Here is a 25,516-nt window from a genome sequence, read left to right as displayed (position 1 = left end):
CGACGTGAAACGCGTCAGGGCCCAGCGCGCCGGGCGCCTAGAGTGAGGCCGGCCGCGGAGCCCCGCGGCCAACGCCACCCCAGGAAGGCACCCGTGCCAGCATCCACAGCACCGGCCCACTCCCGTCCCCCCTCGGCGACGGCGCTGCTCGACAGCCGTGACCTGCGACTCCCAAGGATCGCCGACCCCTGCGTCCTGGTGATGTTCGGCATCACCGGCGATCTGGCGCGCAACAAACTGCTGCCGGCCATCTACGACTTGGCCAACCGCGGCCTGCTCTCCCCCAGCTTCTCCCTGGTGGGCGTGGGGAGGCGCGAATGGGACGATGACGCTATGCGCAACTACGTCGAGAAGTGGGCGCGCGCGGGCGCCCGCACCCCGTGGCGCGACACCACCTGGGAGCAGTTGGCGGCCGGGATGCGCTTCGTCACCTTTTCCTCCTTCGAGGACGATGACGCCTACCAGCGCCTGACCGGCGTGGTCGAGGACCTTGACGCCTCGCGCGGCACGGCCGGCAACCGGGCCTTCTACCTGTCGATCCCCCCGGGCTGGTTCCCCGCCGTCACCGAGCGCATCGCCCGCTCCGGCCTGGTGGAGCGCGATGAGCGGGCCTGGAGGCGCGTCGTCGTCGAGAAGCCTTTCGGTCACGACCGCGCCTCCGCGCGCGAGCTCGACGAGCTCATCGGCCGTATCGTGCGGCCCGATGACGTCTTCAGGGTCGATCACTACCTGGGCAAGGAGACGGTCCAGAGCATCCTGGCGCTGCGCTTCGCCAACACGATGTTCGAGCCCCTGTGGAACCAGCGCTACGTGGACCACGTGCAGATCACCATGGCCGAGGACATCGGCATCGGCACGCGGGCCGGCTACTACGACACCATCGGCTCGGCGCGCGACGTCATTCAGAACCACCTCCTTCAGCTCCTGGCCCTGGTGGCCATGGAGGAGCCGACCTCGATGGACGCCGCGGCCGTGCGGGCCGAGAAGGAGAAGGTCCTGGCCTCGGTGCGCCTGGAGCGCGACGGCGTCCTCGACCTGGACGCCACGACCTCCCGGGGCCGCTACGCCCCCGGCTACCAGGGCGGCATTGCGGTCAAGGGCTACCTGGAGGAGGACGGCGTGGCGCCGGACTCGCGCACGGAGACCTTCGCGGCGCTTCGCCTGGAGATCGCCAACCGCCGCTGGGCGGGCGTGCCCTTCTACCTGCGCGCGGGCAAGCGCCTGGCCCGCAGGGTCACCGAGGTCGCCATCGTCTTCCGCCAGCCGCCCTTCCTGCCCTTCGACGACGCCGCGACCGCCGGTATCGGCGCCAACACCATCGTGCTGCGCATCCAGCCCGACGAGGGCGTGACCCTGCGAGTGGCCTCCAAGGTGCCCGGCACGCAGATGGAGTTGCGCGACGTGACGATGGACTTCGGCTACGGCGCCACCTTCAATGAGGAGTCCCCCGAGGCCTACGAGCGCCTCATCCTCGACGCGCTCCTCGGGGACGCCCCGCTGTTCCCCCACCAGCGGGAGGTGGACCTGTCTTGGAGGATCCTCGACCCGGTCATCGAGCACTGGGCGGCCTCCGGGTCGCCCGAGGACTACCGCCCCGGGTCCTGGGGGCCCGGGGATGCACACGATCTGCTCGCCCGCGAGGGCCGTGCCTGGAGGCGCTCATGATCACCACGCTCACCGCCACCACCACCGCCAGGATCACCTCGGCGATCCTGGCCGACGAGGGCGCCCATGGGCGCTCCCACGTCCTGACCCTGCTTATCGCCTGCGACGCCGAGCGCCTTGAGGCCTCTCTTGAGGCCGCTCACGGCGCCAGCCGGGACCACCCCAGCCGCATCATCGCGGTGGTCCCCGAGCGCGAGGAGGCCCAGGAGCCCTCGGGGCCCCGCAGCCGCGACGGCCACGTCGCCTCCGGCATCGGGGGGCACCTCGACGCCGAGATCCGCACCGGCCATGACGCCGGGGCGGGCGAGACGATCGTCCTGCGCCCCTGGGGCGAGGCCGCCGACCACATCGACACGCTCGTCGTCCCCTTCCTTCTGCCCGACACGCCCGTGGTCGTGTGGTGGCCCCATGAGTGCCCGCCCGTGCCCGCCGACGATCCCCTGGGGCGCCTCGCCACGGCGAGGATCACCAACACCCCGGCCCTCGAGCGGCCCGAGACCGCCCTGCGCGGCCTGGCGCCGTGCTCGCGGCGCGGGGACATCGACCTGGCGTGGACGCGCATCACCCTGTGGCGCGCCATGGTGGCCTCCGCCCTGGCCCCCGCCCTGCGCGGCGCGGGCGTGACCTCGATGGTCATCGAGGGAGAGCACTGCAACGCCTCCGTGGCGCTTATGACCTCCTGGCTGAGGCTCCGCCTAGGCGTGCCCGTGGAGCGCCGCGATGTCGAGGGGTTCAAGGGCATCGCCTCCGTGCAGGCCCGCACCCCGGACGGCGAGATCACGATCACCCGCGTCGACACAGACCGCGTACGCGTCTGCCGCCCCGACGGGCGTGAGCCGCAGATCGCCACCATGACCCGCCGAAGCGACGTGATGACCCTCGACGAGGAGCTGCGCCGGCTGTCCCCCGACCCGCTCTATGGGGAGGTCCTCGCGGCCTTCCTCGCCGAGGGCCCCCGGACCCAGGGGCCACATCCCTCACAGGAGGCCACGCGATGACCGAGCCCACCTCCGCGCGCCCCGGCGCGCGCCACGACATCGAGTCCCGGGCGGCGGGCCTGCCCGCCCCGGTGGTCGATATCGCGCCCACCCGCGAGGCGGCCGCCGGGCGCGCCAGCGCCGCGATCGCCGCGGCCATCGCCGAGGGCCTGTCCGCCAGGGGCGCCGCTCATCTCGCGTTGACCGGGGGCTCCGGTGGCAAGGCCATCGCCCACGCGCTGCCGACCGCTCTCGCCGAAGCCGGGATCTCGCCCCAGGACCTGCGGGGGCTGCACATCTGGTTCGGCGATGAGCGCTTCGTGCCCGCGGGCGACGCCGAGCGCAACGACCTGTTCGCCGCCCCCCTGGCGGAGGCCGGCGTGCCCGGGGAGAACATCCACCGCCTGGCCGGGCCGGAGGCCGCCGCCAATGTCCGCCTCGCCACGGAGGCGCTTGAGCGCGATCTGGCCATCGCGGGTCCCGCCGGTGGGCGCTTCGATGCGATCCACCTGGGCATGGGCCCCGACGGGCACGTCTGCTCCCTCTTCCCCGGCCACCCCGTGGCGCTGACCACGGGACGGGACATGGCCGCTGTCGAGGACTCCCCCAAGCCCCCGCCTCAGCGCGCCACCCTCACCTTCCCCGCGCTCCACCGCTCCCGGCTCGTGGTGCTCCTGGCCTTCGGGCAGGACAAGCGCGACGCCGCCCGCGCCGGCCTGGGCTCCCCCGACGCCGCGCTCGCCCCGATCTCCTGCGCCCGGGGCGAGCGGACCCTGTGGTTCCTCGACGACGCGGCCGATCCCCGAGACCGGTAGTCCTCCCTGTGGCGCGGGTCTTCTCGCGCTCGTGGGCCCGGGGCATGAGCGCCGTCGGCCCGAGCGCCGCCCGGCCCGGATCCAGGTGGCGCTGGGCACGGCTAGCCCGGCTGGGAGGGGCCCTTCTTCGGTGACCTGTTCCGACCCTCCGGGCGCATCGCGCCCCGGGCCTGTGGATCCAGGCCGGTAAGGCGCGCTGTCCACAGGCCTGCACTCACGGGTCGGCGCGGCGACGTACGGTCGGTCCATGTGCCGTCCCATCCACGCCCTGCCCCTCGGCATGGCGGCGTGCGCCCTCGCCCTGGCCACCGCCCCGATCGCCGCGCCCGCCGAGTCGGAGCCGTCGCCTCCCGCCATGCCCGTCGGTGCCCCCGCCACCCAGGCATGGCTCGACGGTGTGGCCTGGGACGATCGGGCCAGCGCCGTCCTCGATCCGGCCGCCGCGATCGCGGCGCTCGACGCGCTCCCCGCCGATCAGCCCGCCGCCGAGTCCTGGAGCGCCGGCGGCAGCCGCACCGGCTGGTTCGGCAAGGCCTGGGAAGACGTCGACGGCGATGGCTGCGACACGCGCAACGAGATCCTGGCCCGGGACCTGTCCCACGCGGACTTCTCCCGCGCCGACGGGCAGCAGGGCCGTGAGGACGGCAGGGGCCAGGGCGCGGCGGTCTGCCCCGACGCCACGGTGTGGAGCGGGGTCCTCCACGACCCGTACACCGGCGCCTCGGTGAGCTTCCAGCGCGGGCGCTCAACCTCCGACGCCGTCCAGATCGACCACGTCATCCCGCTCAACTACCTCTACGCCCATGGAGCCTGGGCGTGGGACGCCCGCACCCGCCTGCTGGTGGCCAACGACCCGCTTAACCTCGTGGCCGTTGAGGGCCAGGCCAACCAGTCCAAGGGGGCCTGCGGTCCGGCCACCTGCCCTATCGGCTCCACCGAGACCGGCACGTGGTCCACGGCTGCCTCCCCCGGCTGGTGGCCCCCCAATGACTCGTTCCGGTGCGAGTACGCGCAGCGCTTCGTGAGCGTGGCCGCCGCTTACCGGCTCGGCCTGCCGGACGCGGATCGCCAGGCCCTGCGGTCCACGCTCGCCGACTGCGCGGCCGGCGGGGATGGCGCCCCCAGCATCATCGGGACTACGAGGGACGCCGTCGCCCGCCTGCCCGGGGCACTCCTGGGCGATGGCTACCACCGGGCGCTCCTCACCGCGGGGATGCTCTTGCTGGGCGCAGGGATCGTGGCGCGGGCGCGCCGTTGCCTCCGGCGGGCGCCCGGCCGTCGGCGTCGAGGCTGAGCCCCTCCAAGGCTAGGATGCCCCTGTGAGAACCGACGACGGCTCCGGGAGGCGGGAGTCCCTCGATCAGGCGCGCCGACGCGCGATCGAGGACGCCGCGGGAGCGGGCGGGCCCACCAGCGCGCGCGTGGACGTGTGGCTGTGGAGCACGCGCCAGATCAAGTCCCGGTCGGCGGCCACCGCCGCCTGCAAGGCCGGGCACGTGCGCGTCAACGGGGAGTCGGCGAAGCCCGCCCAGCAGGTCAAGGTCGGTGACGAGATCCGCTACCGGGTGGATGGCTTCGACCGCCTGCTGCTGGTCACGCGCATCCTCGTCAAGCGGGTCGGCGCCCCTATCGCCCGCGCCGCCTACAAGGACTTCTCCGCGCCCAGGCCCTCCCCCCTGGATTCCCCGGCGGCGATCATCCGGGACCGTGGGGCGGGCCGCCCCACGAAACGGGAGCGCCGCCGGCTCGACGCGCTTATGGGAGGCGCCGCGGCGGATCACGGCGAGCGGGTGATCGTCGATGAACTGGACGCCAAGCTCGCCAGGGCGTTTGATGAGGAGGATTGAGATGCCGGGATTCGGAGGGCGCCCGTCCATGGGCGCCGCGGCATTGGCCGGCCTCGCCGCGCTCGGCGTCACGGCGAGGGCGGTGGGCACCCGGCGCCGTGACCTGGGCCCGGCGTTCCACGACGTCGCCCCTGAGTTGCGCGCTCCCCTCCTGGTCCACGGCCACGGGCCCACGGGGGAGCCCCAGCCGATTACCCCCGAGACTTTCCGCGGAATGCCGCGGCTGGCCACCCAGGGAAGGATCTTCCCCCGCCGACTGGGCCGCGAGCAGGTCATCGACTCGGGCGGGCGGAGCCTGCGCCTGTGGCTCTACGAGACGGCCGCCCGGCGCGAGGGCGGGCCGAGCGGCGCTCTGATCTGGATCCACGGCGGCGGCCTCATCGCCGGCAGCCCCGCCCAGGATCACGCCTTGTGCTCGCGCATCGCCCGCGAGCTCGGCATCCTCGTGGTCTCGGTGGACTACCGCCTCGCCCCCGAGCACCCCTACCCCGCGGCGATCGACGACGCGCGGAGCGCGCTGCGGTGGCTGCGCATGAGCGCCCCGGCCCTGGATGTGGACACCTCGCGCGTGGCGGTGGGAGGGGCGAGCGCCGGCGGGGGCCTGGCGGCGGCGCTGGCCCAGCGCTGCCGCGATGAGGGGGTCGGCCTGGTCTTCCAGATGCTCATCTACCCCATGCTCGATGACCGCACCGGCGTCGGCGGAGTCGGCATCCCGGGCAGGGGCGACTTCGTATGGACGGCCCGGCAGAACGCGGAGTGCTGGCAGGCCTATCTCTCGCATCCCCCGGGGGAGCCCGAGGACCGCCCCTGGGCGGTCGCGGCCCGTTGTGAGGACCTGACCGGCCTCGCCCCGGCGTGGATCGGGGTGGGAGACCTCGACCTGTTCGTCGACGAGTGCGTCGACTACGCGGGTCGGCTGGGGGCCAGTGGCGTGCCCGCGCGGCTGCGCGTGGAGCCTGGCATGTACCACGGGGCGGATATCTGCCAGTGGGCCCGCTCGATGCGGGACTTCCGGGCAGAGTCCATCGACGCGCTCGGGCGGGCGCTGCGCCGCGCCTGAGGGGCTCGGCCCCCGACCCGATGACGGGCGGGACCTCAGCCGCGGTCGGCCGGCAGCCGCTCCATAAGGGCGGCCACGGCGCGCAGCACTCCGTCCTCGGTGTTGGCCGGAGCCATGTGGTTGGCGGCCGCCAGGATGCTGGGATGGGCGTTGGCCATCGCGAAGGAGAGCTCGGAGTAGTCGTAGAGGCTGAGGTCGTTAAGGTAGTCGCCGAAGACGGCGGTCTGGGCGGGGGTGATGCCCAGGCGCTCCTGGATGGCGCCGACGGCGCGCCCCTTGTCTGCGCCGGGGGACATGAGGTCCACCCAGTGCTTGCCCGAGACAACGGCCTGGACGGTGGGAACGGCCGCGCGCATCGCCTCAGCAGTGCCGTCCTCGACGTCGTCGAAGTCGAACACGGCGACCTTGATGACGGTGTCCAGCGGGAGGGCCAGGAGGTCGTCGACGCGGCGGTGGGCGGTGTAGTAGGTGCTGATCCGAGCGGCGAAGGGGGCGTCATCCCTCTCGGTGTAGGCGCGCTCCTTGCAAGCCACGACCGCTCCCAGATCGCGCCCCTCGGAGGCGAGGCGGTGAACGGCGGTGATGGCGGCGCGGGCCTCATCGGGGCTGATGGTCACGGAGTGGATCTCCGCGCCGTCATGCACGACGAGGGCCCCGTTCTCCGCGATGAGGGGGGAGTCCTCCACGGCCCCGCCCAGCACGTGGCGGAGGTTGGCCATCTGCCGCCCCGAGGCCGGGGCGAAGAGGACGCCGCGCTCGCGCATCTCGGCGACGGCGGCCTCGAGCCCCTCAGGGAGGCGCTCCTCGCCGTCGACGAGCGTGCCGTCCATGTCGGTGACCACCAGTCTCAGGTCGACGGTCTCGGGCAGGGAGGCGGACAGGCGGGCGTCGAGCGGTTCACGTTTCACGGCGCTCATCATGTCAGAGCCTCCTCACCATGAGAGGAACAGGGCCCCGTGATTCGGCCTCATCGGTCGAGCCCCGCTTTGGCCGCGGCACCAGCATCGCCGGGCTCGCCGTCGTTGTCAGCGTTGCGGGCACTGACGCCCTCGGCCTGCGCGACCTGCTTAAGAGCGGACTGGCGAGACAGCGGGACGTCCTTGTAAAGGAACCCGATGAGCGTGGCCAGGCCGAAGACGGGCACCATGATCAGGAAGATCGGGGTGAGCGCGTCGGCGTAGGCGTTGGTGATTGCCGTGTGGAGGGCGTCCGGGAGTTGGTTGACGAGGGCCGGCGTGAGCGAGGAGCCGGCCTCGGCGCCGTGGAAGCCCCGCAGCGCCTCCTGGATCCGCGGGTCCTCGCTCATGGCCAGGGCCATGAGTTTGGAGCCGAGTTGGTCGGTCAGGTTGTTGGAGAAGGCCACGCCGATGAGGGAGGCGCCCAGGGAGACGGCGACCTCGCGGAAGAAGTTGTTGCCGCTGGTGGCCGTGCCGAGGTGGCGCGGCTCGACGTCGTTCTGCACCACCGTGATCAGCAGTTGGAAGAACAGCCCGATCCCCGCGCCGAGGACGAAGACGGCGGTGGAGATGATCCCCACGGGGGTGGAGGCGCTGAACGTGCCCATCCACAGCAGTGCCGCGCCGGCGATGACCGGCCCGATGATGAGGTACACCCGGTAGCGCCCGGTGCGGGTGACGAGGATGCCCGAGCCGATCCCGGCGACCAGCATCCCCACTGTCATGGGGACCAGGAGGATGCCGGAGGCGGTCGCGGAGTAGCCGTAGCTCATCTGGAGGAAGGTCGGCAGGTAGAGGCTGGCGCCGATCATGCCGCCCATGGCCAGCATCCCCTGGACGGTGGAGAGGACGAAAGTGCGGTTCATCAGGACCGTCATGGGCAGGATCGGCTCAGCCGCGCGATTCTCGACCAGGGGCAGGAGGAGCCAGGCCAGCGCGCCGACGACGGCCATGGCGATAAGCGCGGGGCTGGTCCAGTCGAGCTGGTTGCCGCCGAACGTGGCCACGAGGACGATGAGCACGGCCCCGAGGTTCATCAGGCCCAGCCCGGCCCAGTCGATCCTGGCCTGGAGCCTGTGGGCCGGAAGCTTGAGGACCGCCCACACGGCGATCCAGGCGATGATGCCCAGCGGCAGGTTCACCCAGAAGACCCAGTGCCAGGAGACGGAGTCGGTCAGCCAGCCGCCGATGATGGGGCCGAGGACGGAGGCGATGCCGAACATGGCGCCCATGGGGGCCATGTAGGTGCCGCGCACGCGCGGCGGGATGAGGTCACCGGTGATCGCCTGGGAGGAGATCATGAGGCCGCCGCCGCCCAATCCCTGGAGGGCCCGCCAGGCGATGAGCGCCGTCATGGAGTCGGCGGTGCCGCACAGCGCGGACCCGACCAGGAAGAGGGCGATGGCGATCAGGAAGAGGGTCTTGCGGCCCACGAGGTCGCCGAGCTTGCCGTAGACCGGCATGGCCACGGTGATGGCGAGGGTGTAGGCGGTGATGATCCACGCCATGTGGCTGGCGCCGCCGAGGTCGCCGACGATGGTGGGCAGCGCGGTGCCGACGATCATCTGGTCGAGGGCGGACAGGAACATGACGACCAGCAGGGAGGCGTAAACGGCCCAGAAGCGGCGGTCGGGCTTGAACACGTCCGCCGCCGTGACGGTGCCTGACGCCCCGGCGCGCGCGGTGAGTGAGTCAGTGTCGCGCTTGGTCACGCGTGGTCCTTTCTCGTGGCGGCGGGCGCCGTGGGGTTGTCGAGGATGTCGTGGAGGCTGGCGGTGACGAGGTCGAGCGCCTCCGCGAGGGTTTCGGGCGCGGCCGATGCGCGGGAGGACGGGGCCGCCCCGTCGCAGGGCGCATCGGCACCGGGATCGCCGCCGTCGCCGGCCCAGAGTTCGAAGGCCGCCCTGTGCAACGTGGTGGCCAGCGCGGCGGCCGTGATGACCCGCGGGGAGTCGAGGTCCGCCCCCAAGCGCCGGGCGAGGGCGGCGCGGATGACTGATTGGACGAGGCGCACGCGCGACTGGAGCTCGGGGAAGATGCCCGGGGCGTCGCGCAGGACGCGGCGCAGCCGCTGGAAGTCCTCGGCATCGCTGGCCATGGGGGCGACGGCGTGAGTGATCAGCCCGAGGAGATCGGGCAGGAGCTCGCCGTCGGAGGCGACGAAAACCTCGACCTCGGCCTGGGTGGGCACCTGGGGGGCGCGGAGGATGAGATCGGCCTTCGTCGGGAAGTAATTGAAGACCGTGCGGCGGGACACTCCCGCGTCAGCGGCGACGTCCTCGACGGTGGTGGCCTCGTAGCCGCGCTCGGCGGCCAGGCGCAGGGCGCTGGCCTGGATGGCCTCGCGGGTGCGGCGCGTGTTGGTAGCGCGCAGGCCCGCCTGGGGAGCGGCGCCGTTCGCGGGTGGATGAGTCATGGCATGAGCGTTGCACTCGGTGCAGCCTTGCACCAAGTGCAAAACGTGTGCTTATGAGCACACGGCGTCAGAACGATCGATGGATGGCGCCGCCGCGCCGCTCCCCCACCCGGGCTGGCCCGGGAGGGCTACCCCAGGTGGCGCCCCGTGATGGATGATGGGGTCAGGCCGGTGCTCCTCATCCGCCCCGTCGTCCATAAGCGCCCCCTGGCGGGCGCCGCCACCGCCGTAGTCGAAGACCGATCATGCCCTCTCCCCTGTCCTCCGCCTCCAGCCAGCCCCGGATGGCCCCCGCCCGCCCCGACGCCGTCGTGATGGCGGGATCGGCCCGCTTCACCGTGCTCACCGATCGGCTCATCCGCATGGAGCACTCCCCTGACGGGGTCTTCACCGACGCCGCCACCCAGCTCGTCCTGTCCCGGAACCTGGGCCCCACGCCGGCCTTTAAGGTGGTGCGGGGCGATGACCGCCTAGAGATACTCACCGAGCACCTCCACCTGGCCTACCAGCCCTCGCGGGGATTCTCCCGGTCCGGGCTGAGCGTCAGCCTGCGCACCGCGGTCCTCAACCTCCACGGGGGCACCTGGCACCACGGCGATGCGTGGGACCCCCACGAGAACTACCCGACGAACCTCGGCGGCACCCGCCGTACCCTGGACGAGGCCGACGGCCGGGTGGACCTGGGGCCGGGGCTGCTGTCCACGGACGGCATTGCCGTCGTCGACGACTCCGGATCCCTGCTGCTCCAGGAGGACCAGTGGGTGCGGCCGCGCCCGGGCGCCAGCCCGGTGGACGGAGCCCCGGGCGGGGAAGACCTCTACCTCTTCGGCTACGGCCAGGACTACCGCGGCGCCCTGCGCGCCTTCTTCGCCTTGACGGGCCCGACGCCGCTGGTGCCCCGGGCGCTCCTGGGCAACTGGTGGAGCCGCTACCACCCGTACTCTGAGGAGGAGTACCTCGCGCTCATCGACCGCTTTGCCGCGGAGGGCCTGCCCTTCTCCGTGGCAGTGCTCGACATGGACTGGCATTGGGTGGACATCGACCCGGCCATCGGCAACGGCTGGACCGGATACTCCTGGAACACCGAGCTCTTCCCCTCCCCCTCGCGTTTCCTCGCCGCGCTTCATGAGCGGGGCATGATGGTGACCCTCAACCTGCATCCGGCGGCCGGTATCCGGCGCCACGAGGACGCCTATGCCCCGATGATGCGGGATCTGGGCCGTGATCCCGACTCCGGCGAGGAGATCCCCTTCAACATCACGGACAAGGCCTTCGTGGCCGCCTACCTGGAGCGCGCCCACCACGTGCTGGAGGAGGACGGCGTCGATTTCTGGTGGCTCGACTGGCAGCAGGGAGGCGTCACCGATATCCCGGGCCTCGACCCCCTGTGGATGCTCAACCACATCCACTACTTGGATTCCGGTAGGGAGCGCCCGGGTGGACGGCGCCGCCCCATCACTTTCTCCCGCTTCGCGGACGCTTCCAGCCACCGCACGCCCATCGGCTTCTCCGGTGACACGGTCACCAGCTGGAACTCCTTGGCTTTCCAGCCGGAGTTCACGGCGAGGGCCGCGAATATCGGGTACTTCTGGTGGTCGAATGACATCGGCGGTCACATGCTCGGCGTCAAGGACTCCGAGATGATGGCGCGCTGGGCGCAGCTGGGCTGCTTCTCCCCCATCAATCGCCTCCATTCCACGGCGTCGGTCTTCAATTCCAAGGAGCCGTGGCGCTACTCCCGTGATGCCCGCGCCACGATGAGCGCCTACCTGCGCCTGCGCCACCGGCTGGTTCCGAGCCTGTACACGTGGGCCCGGCGCGCCGCGGCCGACGGCCTCGCCCCGATCCGCCCGCTCTACCACGACCATCCGTGGCGTGCGGGGGCTTACTCCCACCACGCGGAATTCCTGTTCGGCGACCTCCTGGTGGTGCCCATGGTTCACCGCTCCGATGCCGCCACCGGGCTCGCCCAGGAGAGCGCCTGGCTCCCCGAGGGGACCTGGTTCGACCTGCCGACCGGCCGTCGCTACACGGCCGGTGTCGAGGGTGGCGCCGAGCTCGTGCTCTCGCGGCGCCTGGAGCAGGTGCCGGTGCTGGCGCGCGCGGGCAGCCTCCTCGTGCTCGCAGGCGACCTGGCCGAGGCCGCGGGCGCCAATCCCCGGCGCCTCGACGTCGTGGTGGTGCCGGGGGCCGACGGCGTGTTCGTCCTGGAGGAGGACGATGGCTCTCCCGAGCCCGGCCCGGATGCCGTGGTGCGCACGCGCTTGACCCTGACCTGGGATGAGAGTGCCGGGCGCGCGCGCTTGGAGATCGGCCAGGAGGGCCCGCGGGGCGTGGTGCCCGAGGCGCGGGAGATCACCGTGCGCCTCCTGTCGACCGGTGGCGATGTGCGGGCGTCCTTGGATGGGCGGGCGCTGGAGGTGCGTGGCCGGTTGGCCGATGGTTTCACGCTGGGCGCGGGGCTCGATATCGCGCTGGGAGAGGTTCGCCCGGCCGACGGCGTGGTGGTGGAGTTGGAGGGGCTGCGGGCGGCGCCGCCGGCTCTGGCCGATGAGGTGTTCTCGATCCTTGAGCCGGTGGAGATCGACTACGTGGTGAAGGATCGCGCCTGGGACGTCGTCCGGTCGGGGGCGACCGGCGGGGCGCTGCTCGGCGGCCTGCGCGCCGTGGGAGTCCCCGACGCCGTGCTGGCCGCGATCGCCGAGGTCGCCTGAGGCCCGCTGAGCGTGGCGGTTATAGTCGACACTGGTGCCGTAGACGTCAGTGACTTTCTGGTAGAAGCGTCGTTCAGGCAGCCGGATTTCACGTATCTCCTCGAGAAGGCGCTCGAAGTAATCCGAGCCCAGGAAGGCACCATTGGCCATGCGCTCTCTGTCAATGACGTAGCCGCGGATGGCGAAGTCGTGCAACACCCGTGTCGCCCACTGGCGGAACTGGGTGGCTCTAACTGAGTTGACGCGATCCTTCGGTTCGAACCTGTAAAATTATTTACAGGTTGCTGCTTGCGTCACCTCCCCGGACTCGTAGATGTTGCGAAGGTGGATAGAGATGTTAGCTTGAGTCGTGCCGAACAGTTCCGCCATGAGCTGCTTGGTCAACCAGGGCATCTCATCTTCATAGCGCACCTGAATTGAATCGCCACCTTCTTTGACGGTGAATATAAGAAACTCTGCCATGGAGTTGCGAACGAGTTTATCTGGCCGATTCGGCGGCGTGGGATATAGGACTATGATGCATCACATCAATTCTATGCGCACGTCGTATATTGGATATAATGGCCGGTTCAGTGCTCAGGCTGATGGCGGTCACGATATCAGTGGCCATAGCAACGATCGGGTGACAGGTGCGGCGCTCGGCCAGTTTATCTTGGGACAGATTCGGCTCTTCACGACCCCGGCTCACCCGTCTACCGACCTTACCAGTCATGGCGGAGAGCGATGACTTGGAGGTGGAGCTAACCACCAGCACATCCGATAGGTCTCACGACCCCTGATCCAGAGACAATGAGTCCCGCGGGTGCTCTGTGCTCTGCCGACAGACTGAGGGATGAGTGCTATGAGACGGAGCCTGTGACTCTTGGTTCATGCAACTTGGCGTAGTGGACGTTCCGGCTGTGGCGGCGCCGTCAGACGGCTCCTGTGCGGTGGACGTTGTCTTGTGGGGCGGAGAGGTACTGGTGGGGTGTGAGGCGCGGGGTGCGTGGCGTCTGAGTCCTCCGGAGATTTCGGCTGTGCTGGAAGTTCCTCGGAGGGGAGCGTCCAGACGAAGACCGGGCCAACTCTCGGGAACAGCCAGCCGTCGTAGCGGTAGCGCAAGGTGGAGGCGTCCGGCTCATCCAATACTTTGCCTCCGTCATCACGGGGGCAAAGTCCATCAGAGAAACTTGACCCACCACTTGAGGGTCGTAGCTCAACTTACCGCCTAAGTCCTTGCTCGGGCGATCAATACCCAAGTGAAGGCCACGCCCGTCAAGAGACACTGTGGCCGGGAACCGGAACGCCACGCCCACGGGCTGGCCTGCCCCTCGCGCCAGGATCCGTTGGCCGCCATGGCAGCCGACCTGACACCAGGACGAGTCGTGGCCTACTTACCGGTCTCCTCCCGTGAACAGGCCAGACGCGGTGGTTGGGAGCAGGGCTTCTCCATCCCCGCCCAACGGGCCGCCTACACGCGCAAGGCGATGAGCCTCAGGGCGATCATCGTCAAGGAGCTCATCGAAGGCGGCCTGTCCGCTGCTACTACCCGACGACCCGCCCTCCAGGACATGCTGCGCTTTCTCAATGAGAGGAGGCAGTGGCACGGCGGGGCACCGACTACGTCATCGTGCACAAACTCGACCGCCTGGTGCGCGACTGCTACAACGAAACCGCCCTGGGGCAGAGCCTCGACGACTAGGGAACCCGCCTGGTCCCCATCAGCGAGAACATCGACCAGCCCCGGCGGTCTACTCCTGCACGGCATCATGGCCTACATCACCGACTTCAAATCCAAGAACCTGGTCACCGAGATAAGGCAAGCAGTCAACCACTTTTCAACAGCATCCTGGCCTGGATTGGAGAGAACACAGACACCCTGGGAGCACAGGAGGAGCCTGAAGAGCGAGAGGAAGCAGAGAAGGTGGGCGCTCCAGGCCCAGAAGCAGGGAGTCACCAGAACGGATCAGGCCTGGGAGTCGGCCTCATGAGCCCCCATCCGATCCACCAGACCAAGCCCGACCCCGCCCAGAAGACCCATCAAGCAGCCCGAGACAAGCAAAAACCCGCGCCATGGGAACCATGACGCGGATAAATGTATGAAGTTGATGGTCGGGCTGGCGGGATTTGAACCCACGACCCCTTGACCCCCAGTCAAGTGCGCTACCAAACTGCGCCACAGCCCGTTGCCTCACGGCCCTGCGACTGGAGTCCCCTCCACCGCTCGGCTCCGCTTGGAACGTGTAGAACCTTAGCCCACCACGGCCCCGCAGGCGAAACCGGAGCGCGGTGACGCCGGTCACGGCAGGGGCGACGGCGGAGTCAACTGATCCCGCCGCGTCACGATCCCGCCGTGACCGGCCCGCGCGGGCACCTCAGGCGCTCTCGTACCAGGCGCGGGCGCCGCCCTCAAGGTTAGTCAGCGCTCCCGCGTACCCTGCGGCCTGAAGGGCCTCGATGGCCCTCTTGGAGCGGGTGCCGCCCTGGCAGGTCACCACCGTCTCCTTGCCGGTGTCCAACTCCCCGGCTCGCTCGACCACCTCCCCCAGCGGGATGTGGACCGCCCCTTCCACGGGCATGGCGGCGACCTCGTCGGCCTCACGCACGTCCAGGATGGTGTAGGCCTCACCGGGCCTCTCCCCCGCCGCGATACGGGCGCGCAGCTCAGATACGGTGATGGTGCTCATGGTCTCCTCGTTCGGTTGTGCTGGTTCAGGCGCGGCGCAGGCGTCCTGCGCCGTCTCAAGACTCGTGATGGTCGGGCTCGCCCCGCACAGGGCGCAGCCCGGTCGCTTGGCCACGGGCACCTCGCGCACGTCGGCGCCCCAGGCGTCCAGGAGCAGGAGGCGGCCGATAAGCGGCTCGCCTCCCCCGACGATGAGCTTGAGGGCCTCGGCGGCCTGCATGGTGCCGATGATGCCCGGCAGGACGCCGAGCACGCCGGCCTCGGCGCAGGAGGGCACGGAGCCCGGTGGCGGCGGCTCTGGGTGGAGGCATCGGTGGCAGGGCCCCCGGGCGGCGTCGAAGACCCCCACCTGGCCCGCCGAGTGCAGGACCGCGCCGTGGACGAGCGGGATGCCGAGCATGGCGCAGGCGTCGCCCACGAGGTAGCGGGTCGGGAAGTTGTCGGTGCCGTCCACCACCACGTCCCAGCCCTCCAGAAGGTCGAGCGCGTTGGCGGCATCGAGCCGCTCCTCGTGGAGGATGACCTCGACATCGGGGTTGAGGGCGTTGATCGCCGACGCCGCCGAGCGCGCCTTCGAGGCGCCAACTCCCGCCGTCGTGTGGATGATCTGCCGCTGGAGGTTGGAGGCGTCGACGACGTCGAACTCGACGATCCCGAGCGTCCCCACTCCGGCGGCGGCGAGGTAAAGCGCGGCGGGCGCGCCGAGGCCGCCCGCCCCGATGAGCAGCACACGGGCGGCCCGGATGCGCCGCTGTCCCGTCACGCCAACCTCGGGGACGAGCATGTTGCGCGAGTACCGGGCGCGCTCGGCGTCGGACAGGGCCCGCAGGCGCCCGTCACTGATGATGGGCGCCCACGGGGCGCGGTCCTGAGGGGTCATGGCGGCGCTCAGTGACGCAGCTCCCGGTAGCGGCGGATGAGGGCCTGCGTGGAGGAGTCCTGCGCGGCCAGCGCGTCGGCGTCGCCCTGCACGGCCGGCGCGATCTCCAGGGCGAGCTTTTTGCCGAGCTCGACGCCCCACTGGTCGAAGGAGTCGATGCCCCACACGATGCCCTGGGTAAAGGTGATGTGCTCGTACAGGGCGATAAGCTGGCCCACGACGCTCGGGGTGAGCGCGGGGGCGAGGATCGACGTCGTCGGCTTGTTGCCGGCGAAGACCCGGGCGGGGACGATCGGCTCCGGCGTTCCCTCGGCGCGCACCTCCTCGGCGGTCTTGCCGAAGGCGAGCGCGGCCGTCTGGGCGAGGTAGTTGGACAGGAACAACTCGTGGACGTCGACGCCGCCGTCGGTCACCGGGTGGGCGGGGTTGGCCACGGCGATGAAGTCAGCGGGGATGAGCTGGGTGCCCTGGTGGATAAGCTGGTAGAAGGCGTGCTGCCCGTTGGTGCCGGCCTCGCCCCAGAAGATCTCGCCGGTCTCGGTGGTGACCGAGGATCCGTCCCAGCGCACGGACTTGCCGTTGGACTCCATGGTGAGCTGCTGGAGGTAGGCGGGGAAGCGGTGCAGATACTGCGAGTAGGGCAGCACCGCGTGGCTGGCGGCGTGGAAGAAGTTGACGTACCAGACGTTGAGCAGGCCCATGAGCATGGGCGCGTTCTCCGCCGGGTCCTTGGTGGCGAAGTGCTCGTCGACGGCGTGGAAACCGGCCAGGAAGTCCGCGAAGTTCTCCGGGCCGATGGCGACGGCGAGCACGGTGCCGACGGCGGAGTCCACGGAGTAGCGCCCGCCGACCCAGTTCCAGAAGCCGAAGGCGTTGTCGGGGTCGATGCCGAACTCGGCGACCTTGTCCAGGGCGGTGGAGACGGCAACGAAGTGCTTGGCGATGGCGCCCTCGGCACTGATGCCGCGCTCAGCCAGCGCGGAGAGGAACCAGTCGCGGGCCATGCGCGCGTTGGTGAGGGTCTCCAGGGTGGTGAAGGTCTTGGAGGCGATGATGAACAAGGTGGTCTCGGGGTTGAGGCCCTTGACCTTCTCCGCGCAGTCGTTGGGGTCGATATTGGAGATGAAGCGGCACTCCAGGCCGTCCTGGACGTAGGGCTTGAGGGCCTCGTAGACCATGACGGGGCCGAGGTCGGACCCGCCGATGCCGATGTTGACGACGGTCTCGATGCGCTTGCCGGTCACGCCGACCCACTGGCCGGAGCGCACGCGGCGCGCGAAGTCGTAGACGCGGTCGAGGACCTTGTGGACGTCGCCGACGACGTCCTGGCCATCGACCATGAACGCGTCGTCGGCCGGGCGGCGCAGGGCGGTGTGGAGGACGGCGCGGTCCTCGGTGACGTTGATGCGCTCACCGGCGTACATGGCGTCGCGGCGCCCGGGAACGTCCACCTCGATGGCTAGGGAGGCCAGGGCGTCGCGGACGTCGTCGGTCAGGAGGTTCTTGGACAGGTCGATGGTCAGGTCCCCGACCTGGTAGGTGAAGCGCTCGGCGCGCTCGGGGTCCTGGGCGAACCAGGCGCGCAGGTCAGGGCGCATCCCGATACGCAACTCGGTGAGGCGGGTCCAGGCGGGCGTGGTGGTGGGGTCAACCGGATTCAGCATGGACCCAGCCTAGTCGCTCGCCCTCCCCAGCCGCTTGGGACCCGGACTCCGGTCCCCTGCCTAAGACGAGCGTTGGGCGCCGCCCGTCAGGAGTGTCAGGCCGGCACCGGCTCCACGGGGCCGTTGTGGCAGACGACCTCAAGGTTGTGCCCGTCGGGGTCCAGGACGAAGGCGGCGTAGTAGCCAGGGTGGTAGTGGGCGCGCTCCCCAGGGGCGCCGTTGTCCCGCCCGCCCGCCGCCAGTGCTGCCGCGTGGAAGGCGTCCACCTGCTGCGGACTCGCGGCCGCCAGCGCCAGGTGGATCGTCGTGGGATGCTGCTCAGGCACAAGCCACAGCTCGGGGGCAGCCTTCCTGCCCTCCTCCCCCGCAGCTCCCAGGGCGCGCACGGGCCCCATCTCCATGACGACGGCGTAGCCGAGCGGGGCAAGGGCCTTGGCGTAGAAGTCGGTTGAGACGTCGGGCACTGTGACGGCCAGCGAGATGTGGTCAATCATCCGCCCATCGTAGGGCCTGCCGCCGCGCGAGGTCCGGGATTCCAGCCCTGGGCCCGCCGCTTCCCGCGAGTCTGGGAGCGCCTTCGTCTCAGCGCCTGCGCTCGCGCTTCTCGCGCACCCGCACGCCGATCTGGATGGGCGAGCCGACGAAGCCGAACTCCTCGCGCAGGCGGCGCTCGATGAAGCGCCGGTAGCCGGCGTCAAGGAAACCGGTGGTGAAAATGACGATGCGCGGCGGGCGCACCTGCGCCTGAGTGGCGAAAAGGATGCGGGGCTGCTTGCCGCCTCGCAACGGGTGCGGGTTGGCGGCCTGGAGCTCGCCGAGGAAGGAGTTGAGGCGGCCGGTGGGCACGCGGGTGCCCCACCCCTCCAGGGCCGCGTCGAGAGCGCGCACGAGCCTGTTCGTGTGCCAGCCGGTGGCGGCGGCGAGGTTGATGTGCGGAGCCCAGGAGACATGCGCGAGGTCGTGCTCGATCTCCCACCGGAGCATCTTCTGGCGGTCCTCGTCCACGAGGTCCCACTTGTTATTGACCAGCACGAGCGCGCGCCCGGCGTCAACCGCCTGCTGGATGACGCGCACGTCCTGCTCGGTGATCGGCTCGGAGGCGTCCAGGAGGACGACGGCGACCTCCGCCTTCTCAATGGCCCCCTGGGTTCGCAGGACGGCGTAGTAGTCGGCACCCCGCGACTGGCGCACCCGGCGGCGGATGCCCGCGGTGTCGACGAACACCCACTGGCGCCCGTCGAGCTCGATGATCTCATCCACGGGGTCCCGGGTGGTGCCGGCCAACTCATTGACGACGACGCGGTCCTGCCCGGCGATGGAATTCAGCAGTGAGGACTTGCCGACGTTCGGGCGCCCCACGAGGGCGATGCGGTGCATCCGCCCCTCGGGGGCGGCGGGGGCGACGGCCGAGACCTCTGGTAGCACCTCCATGCAGGCGTCAAGAACCTCACCGCTGCCGCGCCCGTGGAGGGCCGAGACGGGGTAGGGCTCGCCCAGGCCCAGGTTCCACAGGGCCGCGGCGTCGCCCTCCTGGGCCGGGGAGTCCACCTTGTTGGCGGCCAGCACAACCGGCTTGCCGCTGCGCCGCAGGAGGCGGACCACCTGGGCGTCGGCCTCGGTGATGCCCACCTGCGCGTCAACGACGAGCAGGACGGCGTCGGCGAGCTCCACGGCCACCTCGGCCTGGGAAGCGACGGAGGCTTCGAGGCCCTCGACATCGACCTCCCAGCCACCGGTGTCCACGATGGTGAAGCGCCGGCCGACCCATTCGGCGGGATAGGAGACGCGGTCGCGGGTGACGCCCGGCCTGTCCTGGACGACGGCCTCGCGACGCCCGAGAACCCGGTTGACGAGGGTGGACTTGCCGACGTTCGGGCGCCCCACCACGGCGAGCACCGGCAGCCCCGCCTCGAAGGCGCCGTCGCCGGAGGGGAGTTCCTCCTCGCCGTTGAGGAGGGCGACGTCCTCCTCAACGAGCTCGTACTCCTCCAGGCCCGCGCGCAGGGCGTCGGCCCGACGCTCATCATCCTGGTCGCGCTCGGCGGCCTCGACGCGGGCGGCCTCGATGAGGCCCAGGACGTGCTCGACGGTCTCCTCAAGCGTCATATCGGAGGAGTCCACGACGGTGACGCCCTCGGGGGCGGTGAGGAACTGGGAGACGGTGGCGTCGTCCCGGTCGCGGCGCACCACCTGGTCGCGCAGGGCGGCGGCGTCCACGCTCTTGCCCGCGGCCTCCAGGTCCCCCGCGCGGCGGGCCAGGCGGGCCTCCTCACTGGCAGTCACCAGGAGGCGGACGTCGGCGTCGGGGGCGATGACGGTGGTGATGTCGCGCCCCTCGGCGACGATCCCCTCCCCCGCGCTGAAGGAGCGGTGAGGACCGACGGCGTCGCGGGACTCGCCCGCGATGATCTCGCGCTGGAGGCGGGCGAGTTCGGCGCGCACGTCCAGGTTGGTGGCGACCCTCGAGACGACGGAGGCGATATGCGGGTCGCGGATGGCCTCGGCGATGTCGACGCCGTCGCAGGCCACCCCCGGGGCCGTGGGATCGAGGCCCATGTCGAGGGGCATGGTGAGGACTGCGCGGGTGACGGCTCCCGCGTCCACCTCCTCGGCGGTCAGGTCGATGCCGGTGCGCTCGCACCACCAGGCGGCGGCCCGGTACATGGCGCCGGTGTCGAGGTAGGCCAGGCCCAGCGCGGCGGCGACCCGCTTGGCGACGGTGGACTTTCCCGACCCGCTCGGCCCATCGATGGCGACGACGATTCCCATGTGCTCCCGGCCCTTCCTCGCGATGCGCTCGCGCGCTCAACCGGCCAAGCGTCCCATATTCCCCCGCGCTCGCGCCAAAGCCACCCCGTCCGCCCCCTCCCCCTCACCGAGACCGGTCGAAAACAGGACCGAGACCGGTCCGACGGGGGTGGGCGCTCGATCCGGGGGCTCTGTCACGCCGCAGAGACCAGCGGGCCGGGTAGGGGTCATCCGTAAGGGGCTCGCGCTCGATCCGGGCACTCTGTCACGCCGCAGAAACCGTCTCGGCCCGCAAATACGCCCTCACCCCAGATATACCGCCTCGGCCCGGCGTTGCGCCCTCGAACTGCGAGAATGAGGGCGCAAATCCGGGCTGAGACGGTTCCTGCGGGCTGAGACGGTATTTGCGGGCTGAGACGGTTCCTGCGGGCTGAGACGGTATTTGCGGGCCGAGACGGGCGAGCCCCGCCCTGCCTTAGGCGACGACTACCCGCCAGCCCCGCTCATCCAGCGCGGCCTCCAGGGGCTGGGCGGCGCTGGGCAGCACGGAGATCATGGCCACGCCGGCGCTCTGTCCGGCGGAGTGCTCCATGGAGAAGTCCTCGATGTTTACCCCCGCCTCGCCGACCTCTGTGAACAGGCGGCCCAGGCGGCCGGGCTTGTCGGGGACGAGGACCTGCACCACCGCGTAGCGCCTGGGGGCCCCGCCGTGCTTGCCGGGGATGCGGGCCTGACCCGCGTTGCCTCGCCTCATGACGTCCGAGATGGCGCTGACGGCGCCGGGCGCGATCTCCTCGGCCCTGCCCGGAGCGGCTCGCTCCTCTCCGGCGACGTCAACGGCCGCCGGCTCGATCCCACTGATGAGCGCGTCGAGATCATCGCGCAGCTCGCGCAGCAGCCCGGCCACGGGGCCGGCGTTGCCAACCACGATCGCGGACCACAGCCGGGGATCGGAGGCGGCGATGCGAGTCACATCCCTGATGCCCTGGCCCGCGAGCTCGAGCGCCGCCTCCGGCAGGGCCTCAAGACGGGCGGCGACGAGGGAGGAGACCAGCTGCGGCATGTGCGAGACGGCGGCGACGGCGTCGTCGTGCTCGGTGGCGCCCAGGCGCAGCGGTGCCGCCCCAGCGTCCATCGCCAGGTTGCGCACGGCGATCTCGGCCGCCGGCTCGGCGCCGTCGGCGACGATCACCCAGGGGCGGCCCGCGAAGAGGTCGGAGTCAGCGGCCCCGGCCCCCGAGCGCTCCCGGCCGGCCATGGGGTGCGAGCCCACGTAGCGGGAGGCCGCCGCGCCGGCCCGGGCCCTCACCTCCGCGCCCACGCGCGCCTTGACGGAGGCGACGTCGGTGACCACCGCCCCGGGGTGGGCCTCCAGGGCCCCCACGACCACTTGCGCGGCCACATCGGGTGGGGTCGCGACGACGACGAGCGCCGGCTCGGGGTCCCCCTGCCTCCTGATGGCCCCAGCGCCCATGTCCCGAGCGAGGGCGAGCGAGGTGGGCGAGGTGTCCTGGAGCTGAACGGGAACGTCGGCCGCCCGCAGGACGAGCGCGAGCGAGGTGCCGAGCAGTCCGGTGCCGATGATGAGCACGGGGCCGCGCGTGGCGGCGGGAGGGCGCGCCGCCAGGCCTTCCCCTGCCCCCTCCGCGGCCTCGCCCGTCCCCCGACCGGGCTGGGCCGCCTGGATGACATTCCCCTCCAACCGGCTCATAGTCCGACCTCTCTCTGGAGGGCCGCGATCTCCTCACCGGTGAGAGCCCTCATGGCGCCGGGCTTGAGGCCGCCGAGCGCCAATGGCCCGAGCCTGGTGCGGGACAGCCGGATCACGGGGTGCCCGACGGCGTCGCACATGCGGCGCACGATCCGGTTGCGCCCGGAGTGCAGGGTGATCTCTAGGATCGAGCCCGCGGGCCCGGAGTCCTTGATGACCACGCGGTCGGCGCTGATGAAGCCGTCTTCGAGCTCGATGCCGCGCTTGAGCTTGCGGGGCACCCAGGGCTCGACCCTCCCCTGGACGATCGCCACGTAGGTCTTGGAGATCTCGTAACTGGGGTGCATGAGCCGGTGGGAGAGCTCGCCGTCGTTGGACAGCAGGAGCAGGCCCTCGGTGTCGGTGTCGAGGCGCCCCACGTGGACGAGCCTGATACGCCCGCCCGCGCCATCCCCGCGATCCGCGCCCCGCGCGCCGCCCCGCTGGGAGAGCTCTTCGGCGCGCTCGGCCACGTACCGCTCCCCCAGCTCGGCGACGGTGGGCCGCCCCTCGGGGTCCTCCATGGTGGTCACGACGCCGGCGGGCTTGTGCAGCATGACGGTGAGCACGTCGGGGTTGGTCAGGATGCGCGAGCCGTCGACCCGGATCTCCTGGCGGGCGGGATCCACGCGCACCCCGACCTCGGTGACGACGACGCCGTCAACGCTCACGCGGCCCTGGGCGATGATCGCCTCGCAGGCCCGGCGGGAGGCCACGCCCGCGTGGGCGAGGACCTTCTGGAGGCGCTGCCCGGAGTCGACGTGCGGGTCATCCTCACCGCCCCGGGAGGCCCTGCGGCGCTCCTCGATGAGCCTGAGCTCCTCTTCCTCGGCCAGGGCGCCGTCGTCGAAGGCGGCGATCTGGCCGGGGGTCAGGCCCGCGTCGCCGAGCTCCTCGATGTCGTCCTCGTCGTAGAACTCCTCGGCCCCGAAGTCGCCCAGGGGGACCTCGTCATTGCCGGTGCTGTGACCGCGGGTGCTCATCGCGTCTCCGTCTCGTGCTCGATGTCCTCCAACTGGGAGGCGTCCGGGAGGTGGGGTGCCAGGGGCGGCAGCTCGTCGAGGCTGTCGATCCCCAGGTACTCGAGGAACTCGTTGGTCGTACGGTAGAGGATCGCGCCGGAGGTCTCATTGCCGGCCTCCTCGATAAGCCCGCGGGCGTGGAGGGTGCGCACGACGCCGTCGACGTTGACCCCGCGGATCGCGGCGATGCGCCCGCGGGTGACGGGCTGGCGGTAGGCGACGACGGCGAGGGTCTCCAGCGCCGCCTGGGACAGGCGCGCGGAGGCCCCGCCGACGACGAAGCCCTCGACGATCCCGGCGTGCTCGGGCGCGGAGGCGAGGCGCCACCCCCCGGCCACGCGACGCAGGATGAACCCCCGACGGCGCGTGGCCGCCCCGCCCGCGGACTCGCCCCGGTACTCGGCGGCCAAGGCCTCAAGCAACGCCTCTGCCTCCTCGGCCCCCAGGCCCAGGGCCCCGCCGAGCGCGGCGGGCGCCACGGGCTCATCGGAGACGACGAGCACCGCCTCAGCCGCGGCCAGCAGCTCATCGCTCACGGTGACGCCGGCCGCGGGCGCCCCCTGGCCGTCGACCCCCGCGGCGGCCCGCGCCGCAGCGGCATCCGCGCTCATGAGAACTCCTCCCCCAAGCCGTCCATATCCGGGGCCATCATGCCCGCCGGACCGTCCTGCCCGCCGCACCACGTCACCGTGATCTCGCCCATGGCCTCACCCTGCTCAAGGTCGACGCTGCCCTGCCGGTGGAGGATGAGCAGGCCCAGGAAGCGGGCCACGACGACGGCGACGCGCTCGGCGTCGCCAGTGAGCTCGGAAAAGGTGAGCGTCCCAGCGGCGCGCAGGCGCTGGGCGAGCAGGGTGATCTGCTCGCCGACCGGGACCGCCTCATGGAGGTGGACGGTCTGCACGCCCGGGGCGTCGGGGCGGTTGAAAGCGGCCAGAGCGATGCGGGCCAGCTCAGCGGGGCCGACAGTGGCCACGAGCCTGGGCAGCAGCGTGGCGAACTCAGGGGCGAGAGCGACGACGCGCGGGTGCGCGGTGGCCGCCTCGGCGGCCATGGCGGACAGGGCGGAGGCGGCCCGCTTGTAGGCGCGGTACTGGAGGAGGCGGGCGAAGAGCAGGTCACGGGCCTCCAGCAACTCCAGGTCCTCGTCGTCCTCCCCGTCGACTTGGGGCAGGAGGCGGTGGGCCTTGAGGGCCAGGAGCGTAGATGCCACCACGACGAACTCGCTGGCGTGCCCGAGGTCCCAGTCGGCGCGCATGTGGGCGATGAACTCGTCAGTGACCTCGGCCAGGGCGAGCTCGGTGACATCGAGCCGGCGCCTGGCGATGAGGCTGAGAAGGAGGTCGAAGGGCCCCTCGAACTGGGGAAGGCTGACGGAGAAGCCCGGGAGCCTGGCGGGCCCCTCCTGCCCGGCGCCCTCGCGCCCGCCGATGCCGGCGCGCGCCCGGGCGTCGAGCGCGGCGGCCGGCTCAGGCGACACAGCCGCGAGCGACGATCTCCCGTGCCAGGCGCCGGTAGGCCTCAGCGCCGACGTGCGTGGGGGCGTAGGTGTTGATGGGCTCGGCGGCCACGGAGGCGTCGGGGAACTTCACCGTGCGGCGGATCCGCGTGTCGAAGAGGCGCTCGCCGAAAGCCTGATCCAGGCGCTCCAGGACCTCGCGGGAGTGCAGGGTGCGGGAGTCCACCATGGTGGCGAGGATGCCGTCGATGTCGAGGCGCGGGTTGAGGCGGTCCTTGATCCGCTCGACGGTCTCCACAAGCAGGGCCACGCCGCGCAGGGCGAAGAACTCGGTCTCCAGCGGGATGATGACGCCGTGGGAGGCGGTCAGCGCGTTGACCGTGAGCAGGCCGAGGGAGGGCTGGCAGTCCACGATGATGGCGTCGTAGTCATCGACGACGGGGCGAAGCACCCGGGCGAGCGCCTGCTCGCGAGCCACCTCGTTGACAAGCTGGACCTCGGCGGCCGACAGGTCGATGTTGGCGGGCACGAGGTCCAGGCCCGGCATGGAGGTCTGCTGGATGACGGGCAGGATGTCGGGGCGGGCGGCCACGAGGAGGTCGTAGATGGTGGTGTCGAGCTCATTGGCGTTGACGCCAAGGCCGGCGGAGGCGGCTCCCTGCGGGTCGAAGTCGACGATGAGCACCTTGCGCCCGTACTCCACGAGGGAGGCCCCCAGGCTGATCGTGGTCGTCGTCTTGCCGACGCCGCCCTTCTGATTGCACATGGAAATGATCCGGGCCGGCCCGTGGGACTCCAGGGGCGCGGGGACGGGGAACTCCTTCTGCTCAGGGGCGGGAAGGTCGATCAGGCCGGGCTGCTTGGAGTCACTCACAGGG

Annotated in this window: 21 protein-coding genes, 1 tRNA gene and 2 pseudogenes; 9 read left to right on the top strand and 15 right to left on the bottom strand. The window is 71.1% G+C overall.

Annotated features, from left to right (window positions below; all coding sequences use genetic code 11):
• Positions 1-93: 93 nt before the first annotated feature.
• From zwf to GVV75_RS02250, 6 genes are all read left to right on the top strand, one after another.
• Positions 94-1,665, top strand: a complete 1,572-nt coding sequence (gene zwf / locus GVV75_RS02275; protein ID WP_328703515.1) for a glucose-6-phosphate dehydrogenase — start codon at positions 94-96, stop codon at positions 1,663-1,665.
• Positions 1,662-2,663 (top strand): glucose-6-phosphate dehydrogenase assembly protein OpcA, encoded by a 1,002-nt coding sequence (locus GVV75_RS02270; RefSeq protein WP_159522946.1) that lies wholly within the window; start codon positions 1,662-1,664, stop codon positions 2,661-2,663. Before zwf ends, GVV75_RS02270 begins: the two co-directional genes overlap by 4 nt.
• Positions 2,660-3,457 (top strand): 6-phosphogluconolactonase, encoded by a 798-nt coding sequence (gene pgl, locus GVV75_RS02265; protein ID WP_159522948.1) that lies wholly within the window; start codon positions 2,660-2,662, stop codon positions 3,455-3,457. The genes GVV75_RS02270 and pgl overlap by 4 nt, the downstream gene beginning before the upstream one ends.
• A gap of 247 nt (positions 3,458-3,704) precedes the next feature.
• Positions 3,705-4,751, top strand: coding sequence for an HNH endonuclease family protein (locus tag GVV75_RS02260; protein ID WP_159813284.1), 1,047 nt, complete (start codon positions 3,705-3,707; stop codon positions 4,749-4,751).
• A gap of 85 nt (positions 4,752-4,836) precedes the next feature.
• On the top strand, positions 4,837-5,304 hold the full coding sequence (locus tag GVV75_RS02255; RefSeq protein ID WP_159813320.1) for an RNA-binding S4 domain-containing protein: 468 nt from the start codon (positions 4,837-4,839) through the stop codon (positions 5,302-5,304).
• Between the two features lies 1 nt (position 5,305).
• Positions 5,306-6,364, top strand: coding sequence for an alpha/beta hydrolase (locus GVV75_RS02250; RefSeq protein ID WP_235905150.1), 1,059 nt, complete (start codon positions 5,306-5,308; stop codon positions 6,362-6,364).
• A 35-nt stretch (positions 6,365-6,399) separates the two neighbouring features.
• On the opposite strand, the gene GVV75_RS02245 is transcribed toward GVV75_RS02250, so the two are convergent.
• From GVV75_RS02245 to GVV75_RS02235, 3 genes are read right to left on the bottom strand one after another with little or no spacing between them, the layout of a single operon-like run.
• On the bottom strand, positions 6,400-7,272 hold the full coding sequence (locus GVV75_RS02245; RefSeq protein ID WP_159716826.1) for an HAD family hydrolase: 873 nt from the start codon (positions 7,270-7,272) through the stop codon (positions 6,400-6,402).
• Between the two features lie 59 nt (positions 7,273-7,331).
• Positions 7,332-9,032, bottom strand: a complete 1,701-nt coding sequence (locus GVV75_RS02240) for an MDR family MFS transporter (protein ID WP_236266031.1) — start codon at positions 9,030-9,032, stop codon at positions 7,332-7,334.
• The gene (locus GVV75_RS02235) at positions 9,029-9,736 is read right to left on the bottom strand and encodes a TetR family transcriptional regulator (protein WP_159813282.1); all 708 of its coding nucleotides are present in this window, start codon (positions 9,734-9,736) and stop codon (positions 9,029-9,031) included. The genes GVV75_RS02240 and GVV75_RS02235 overlap by 4 nt, the downstream gene beginning before the upstream one ends.
• Positions 9,737-9,981: 245 nt before the next feature.
• Here GVV75_RS02235 and GVV75_RS02230 point away from each other — a divergent pair, with 245 nt between their 5' ends.
• The gene (locus GVV75_RS02230) at positions 9,982-12,450 is read left to right on the top strand and encodes a glycoside hydrolase family 31 protein (protein WP_159813280.1); all 2,469 of its coding nucleotides are present in this window, start codon (positions 9,982-9,984) and stop codon (positions 12,448-12,450) included.
• Between the two features lie 12 nt (positions 12,451-12,462).
• On the opposite strand, the pseudogene rhuM reads toward GVV75_RS02230, so the two are convergent.
• A pseudogene (gene rhuM, locus GVV75_RS10430) lies at positions 12,463-12,684 on the bottom strand (RhuM family protein); the annotation flags it as partial.
• A gap of 36 nt (positions 12,685-12,720) precedes the next feature.
• Positions 12,721-12,912: a hypothetical protein gene (locus GVV75_RS10230; RefSeq protein WP_236266030.1), complete on the bottom strand. Its 192-nt coding sequence runs from the start codon at positions 12,910-12,912 to the stop codon at positions 12,721-12,723.
• Positions 12,913-13,784: 872 nt separating this feature from the next.
• On the opposite strand from GVV75_RS10230, the pseudogene GVV75_RS10525 reads away from it, so the two are divergent.
• Together GVV75_RS10525 and GVV75_RS10225 are read left to right on the top strand one after the other, a co-directional pair.
• Positions 13,785-14,012 (top strand): annotated as a pseudogene (locus GVV75_RS10525) (recombinase family protein); the annotation flags it as partial.
• A gap of 186 nt (positions 14,013-14,198) precedes the next feature.
• On the top strand, positions 14,199-14,420 hold the full coding sequence (locus GVV75_RS10225) for a hypothetical protein (protein ID WP_236266029.1): 222 nt from the start codon (positions 14,199-14,201) through the stop codon (positions 14,418-14,420).
• A 118-nt stretch (positions 14,421-14,538) separates the two neighbouring features.
• Here GVV75_RS10225 and GVV75_RS02215 read toward each other — a convergent pair.
• From GVV75_RS02215 to GVV75_RS02170, 10 genes are all read right to left on the bottom strand, one after another.
• Positions 14,539-14,615, bottom strand: a tRNA-Pro gene (locus tag GVV75_RS02215).
• Between the two features lie 189 nt (positions 14,616-14,804).
• Positions 14,805-15,995, bottom strand: coding sequence for a molybdopterin-synthase adenylyltransferase MoeB (gene moeB, locus GVV75_RS02210; protein WP_159813275.1), 1,191 nt, complete (start codon positions 15,993-15,995; stop codon positions 14,805-14,807).
• 8 nt (positions 15,996-16,003) lie between these two features.
• Positions 16,004-17,659: a glucose-6-phosphate isomerase gene (gene pgi, locus GVV75_RS02205; RefSeq protein ID WP_159813273.1), complete on the bottom strand. Its 1,656-nt coding sequence runs from the start codon at positions 17,657-17,659 to the stop codon at positions 16,004-16,006.
• A 95-nt stretch (positions 17,660-17,754) separates the two neighbouring features.
• Entirely contained in the window at positions 17,755-18,153 is a 399-nt protein-coding gene (locus tag GVV75_RS02200) for a VOC family protein (protein ID WP_159625341.1), read from the bottom strand.
• An 88-nt stretch (positions 18,154-18,241) separates the two neighbouring features.
• Positions 18,242-20,428: a bifunctional cytidylate kinase/GTPase Der gene (gene der / locus GVV75_RS02195; protein WP_159813271.1), complete on the bottom strand. Its 2,187-nt coding sequence runs from the start codon at positions 20,426-20,428 to the stop codon at positions 18,242-18,244.
• Between the two features lie 454 nt (positions 20,429-20,882).
• Positions 20,883-22,118 carry a prephenate dehydrogenase gene (locus tag GVV75_RS02190; protein WP_235905154.1) on the bottom strand — a complete coding sequence of 412 codons (1,236 nt, stop codon included), beginning with the start codon at positions 22,116-22,118 and terminating at the stop codon, positions 20,883-20,885.
• Positions 22,115-23,140 (bottom strand): pseudouridine synthase, encoded by a 1,026-nt coding sequence (locus GVV75_RS02185; RefSeq protein ID WP_159522974.1) that lies wholly within the window; start codon positions 23,138-23,140, stop codon positions 22,115-22,117. The genes GVV75_RS02190 and GVV75_RS02185 overlap by 4 nt, the downstream gene beginning before the upstream one ends.
• On the bottom strand, positions 23,137-23,715 hold the full coding sequence (gene scpB / locus GVV75_RS02180) for an SMC-Scp complex subunit ScpB (RefSeq protein WP_235905184.1): 579 nt from the start codon (positions 23,713-23,715) through the stop codon (positions 23,137-23,139). The genes GVV75_RS02185 and scpB overlap by 4 nt, the downstream gene beginning before the upstream one ends.
• Before the next feature lie 71 nt (positions 23,716-23,786).
• Positions 23,787-24,611 carry a segregation and condensation protein A gene (locus GVV75_RS02175; RefSeq protein ID WP_159523142.1) on the bottom strand — a complete coding sequence of 275 codons (825 nt, stop codon included), beginning with the start codon at positions 24,609-24,611 and terminating at the stop codon, positions 23,787-23,789.
• A 37-nt stretch (positions 24,612-24,648) separates the two neighbouring features.
• Positions 24,649-25,512, bottom strand: a complete 864-nt coding sequence (locus tag GVV75_RS02170) for a ParA family protein (protein ID WP_159522978.1) — start codon at positions 25,510-25,512, stop codon at positions 24,649-24,651.
• Positions 25,513-25,516: the final 4 nt, after the last annotated feature.

The organism is Actinomyces sp. zg328, from assembly GCF_009829635.1.
GTDB lineage: Bacteria > Actinomycetota > Actinomycetes > Actinomycetales > Actinomycetaceae > Actinomyces > Actinomyces marmotae.
Note: the sequence above shows the minus strand (reverse complement) of the source record. Positions and strands in the feature narration are given on the sequence as shown.

Coding starts and splice junctions, on each gene's coding strand:
- GVV75_RS02270 (WP_159522946.1), top strand. CDS start 1,662: ATGATCACCACGCTCACCGCCACCACCACCGCCAGGATCACCTCGGCG.
- pgl (WP_159522948.1), top strand. CDS start 2,660: ATGACCGAGCCCACCTCCGCGCGCCCCGGCGCGCGCCACGACATCGAG.
- GVV75_RS02260 (WP_159813284.1), top strand. CDS start 3,705: ATGTGCCGTCCCATCCACGCCCTGCCCCTCGGCATGGCGGCGTGCGCC.
- GVV75_RS02250 (WP_235905150.1), top strand. CDS start 5,306: ATGCCGGGATTCGGAGGGCGCCCGTCCATGGGCGCCGCGGCATTGGCC.
- GVV75_RS02235 (WP_159813282.1), bottom strand. CDS start 9,736: ATGACTCATCCACCCGCGAACGGCGCCGCTCCCCAGGCGGGCCTGCGC.
- GVV75_RS02230 (WP_159813280.1), top strand. CDS start 9,982: ATGCCCTCTCCCCTGTCCTCCGCCTCCAGCCAGCCCCGGATGGCCCCC.
- GVV75_RS10230 (WP_236266030.1), bottom strand. CDS start 12,912: ATGGCAGAGTTTCTTATATTCACCGTCAAAGAAGGTGGCGATTCAATT.
- GVV75_RS10225 (WP_236266029.1), top strand. CDS start 14,199: ATGGCCTACATCACCGACTTCAAATCCAAGAACCTGGTCACCGAGATA.
- moeB (WP_159813275.1), bottom strand. CDS start 15,995: ATGACCCCTCAGGACCGCGCCCCGTGGGCGCCCATCATCAGTGACGGG.
- pgi (WP_159813273.1), bottom strand. CDS start 17,659: ATGCTGAATCCGGTTGACCCCACCACCACGCCCGCCTGGACCCGCCTC.
- GVV75_RS02200 (WP_159625341.1), bottom strand. CDS start 18,153: ATGATTGACCACATCTCGCTGGCCGTCACAGTGCCCGACGTCTCAACC.
- der (WP_159813271.1), bottom strand. CDS start 20,428: ATGGGAATCGTCGTCGCCATCGATGGGCCGAGCGGGTCGGGAAAGTCC.
- GVV75_RS02190 (WP_235905154.1), bottom strand. CDS start 22,118: ATGAGCCGGTTGGAGGGGAATGTCATCCAGGCGGCCCAGCCCGGTCGG.
- GVV75_RS02185 (WP_159522974.1), bottom strand. CDS start 23,140: ATGAGCACCCGCGGTCACAGCACCGGCAATGACGAGGTCCCCCTGGGC.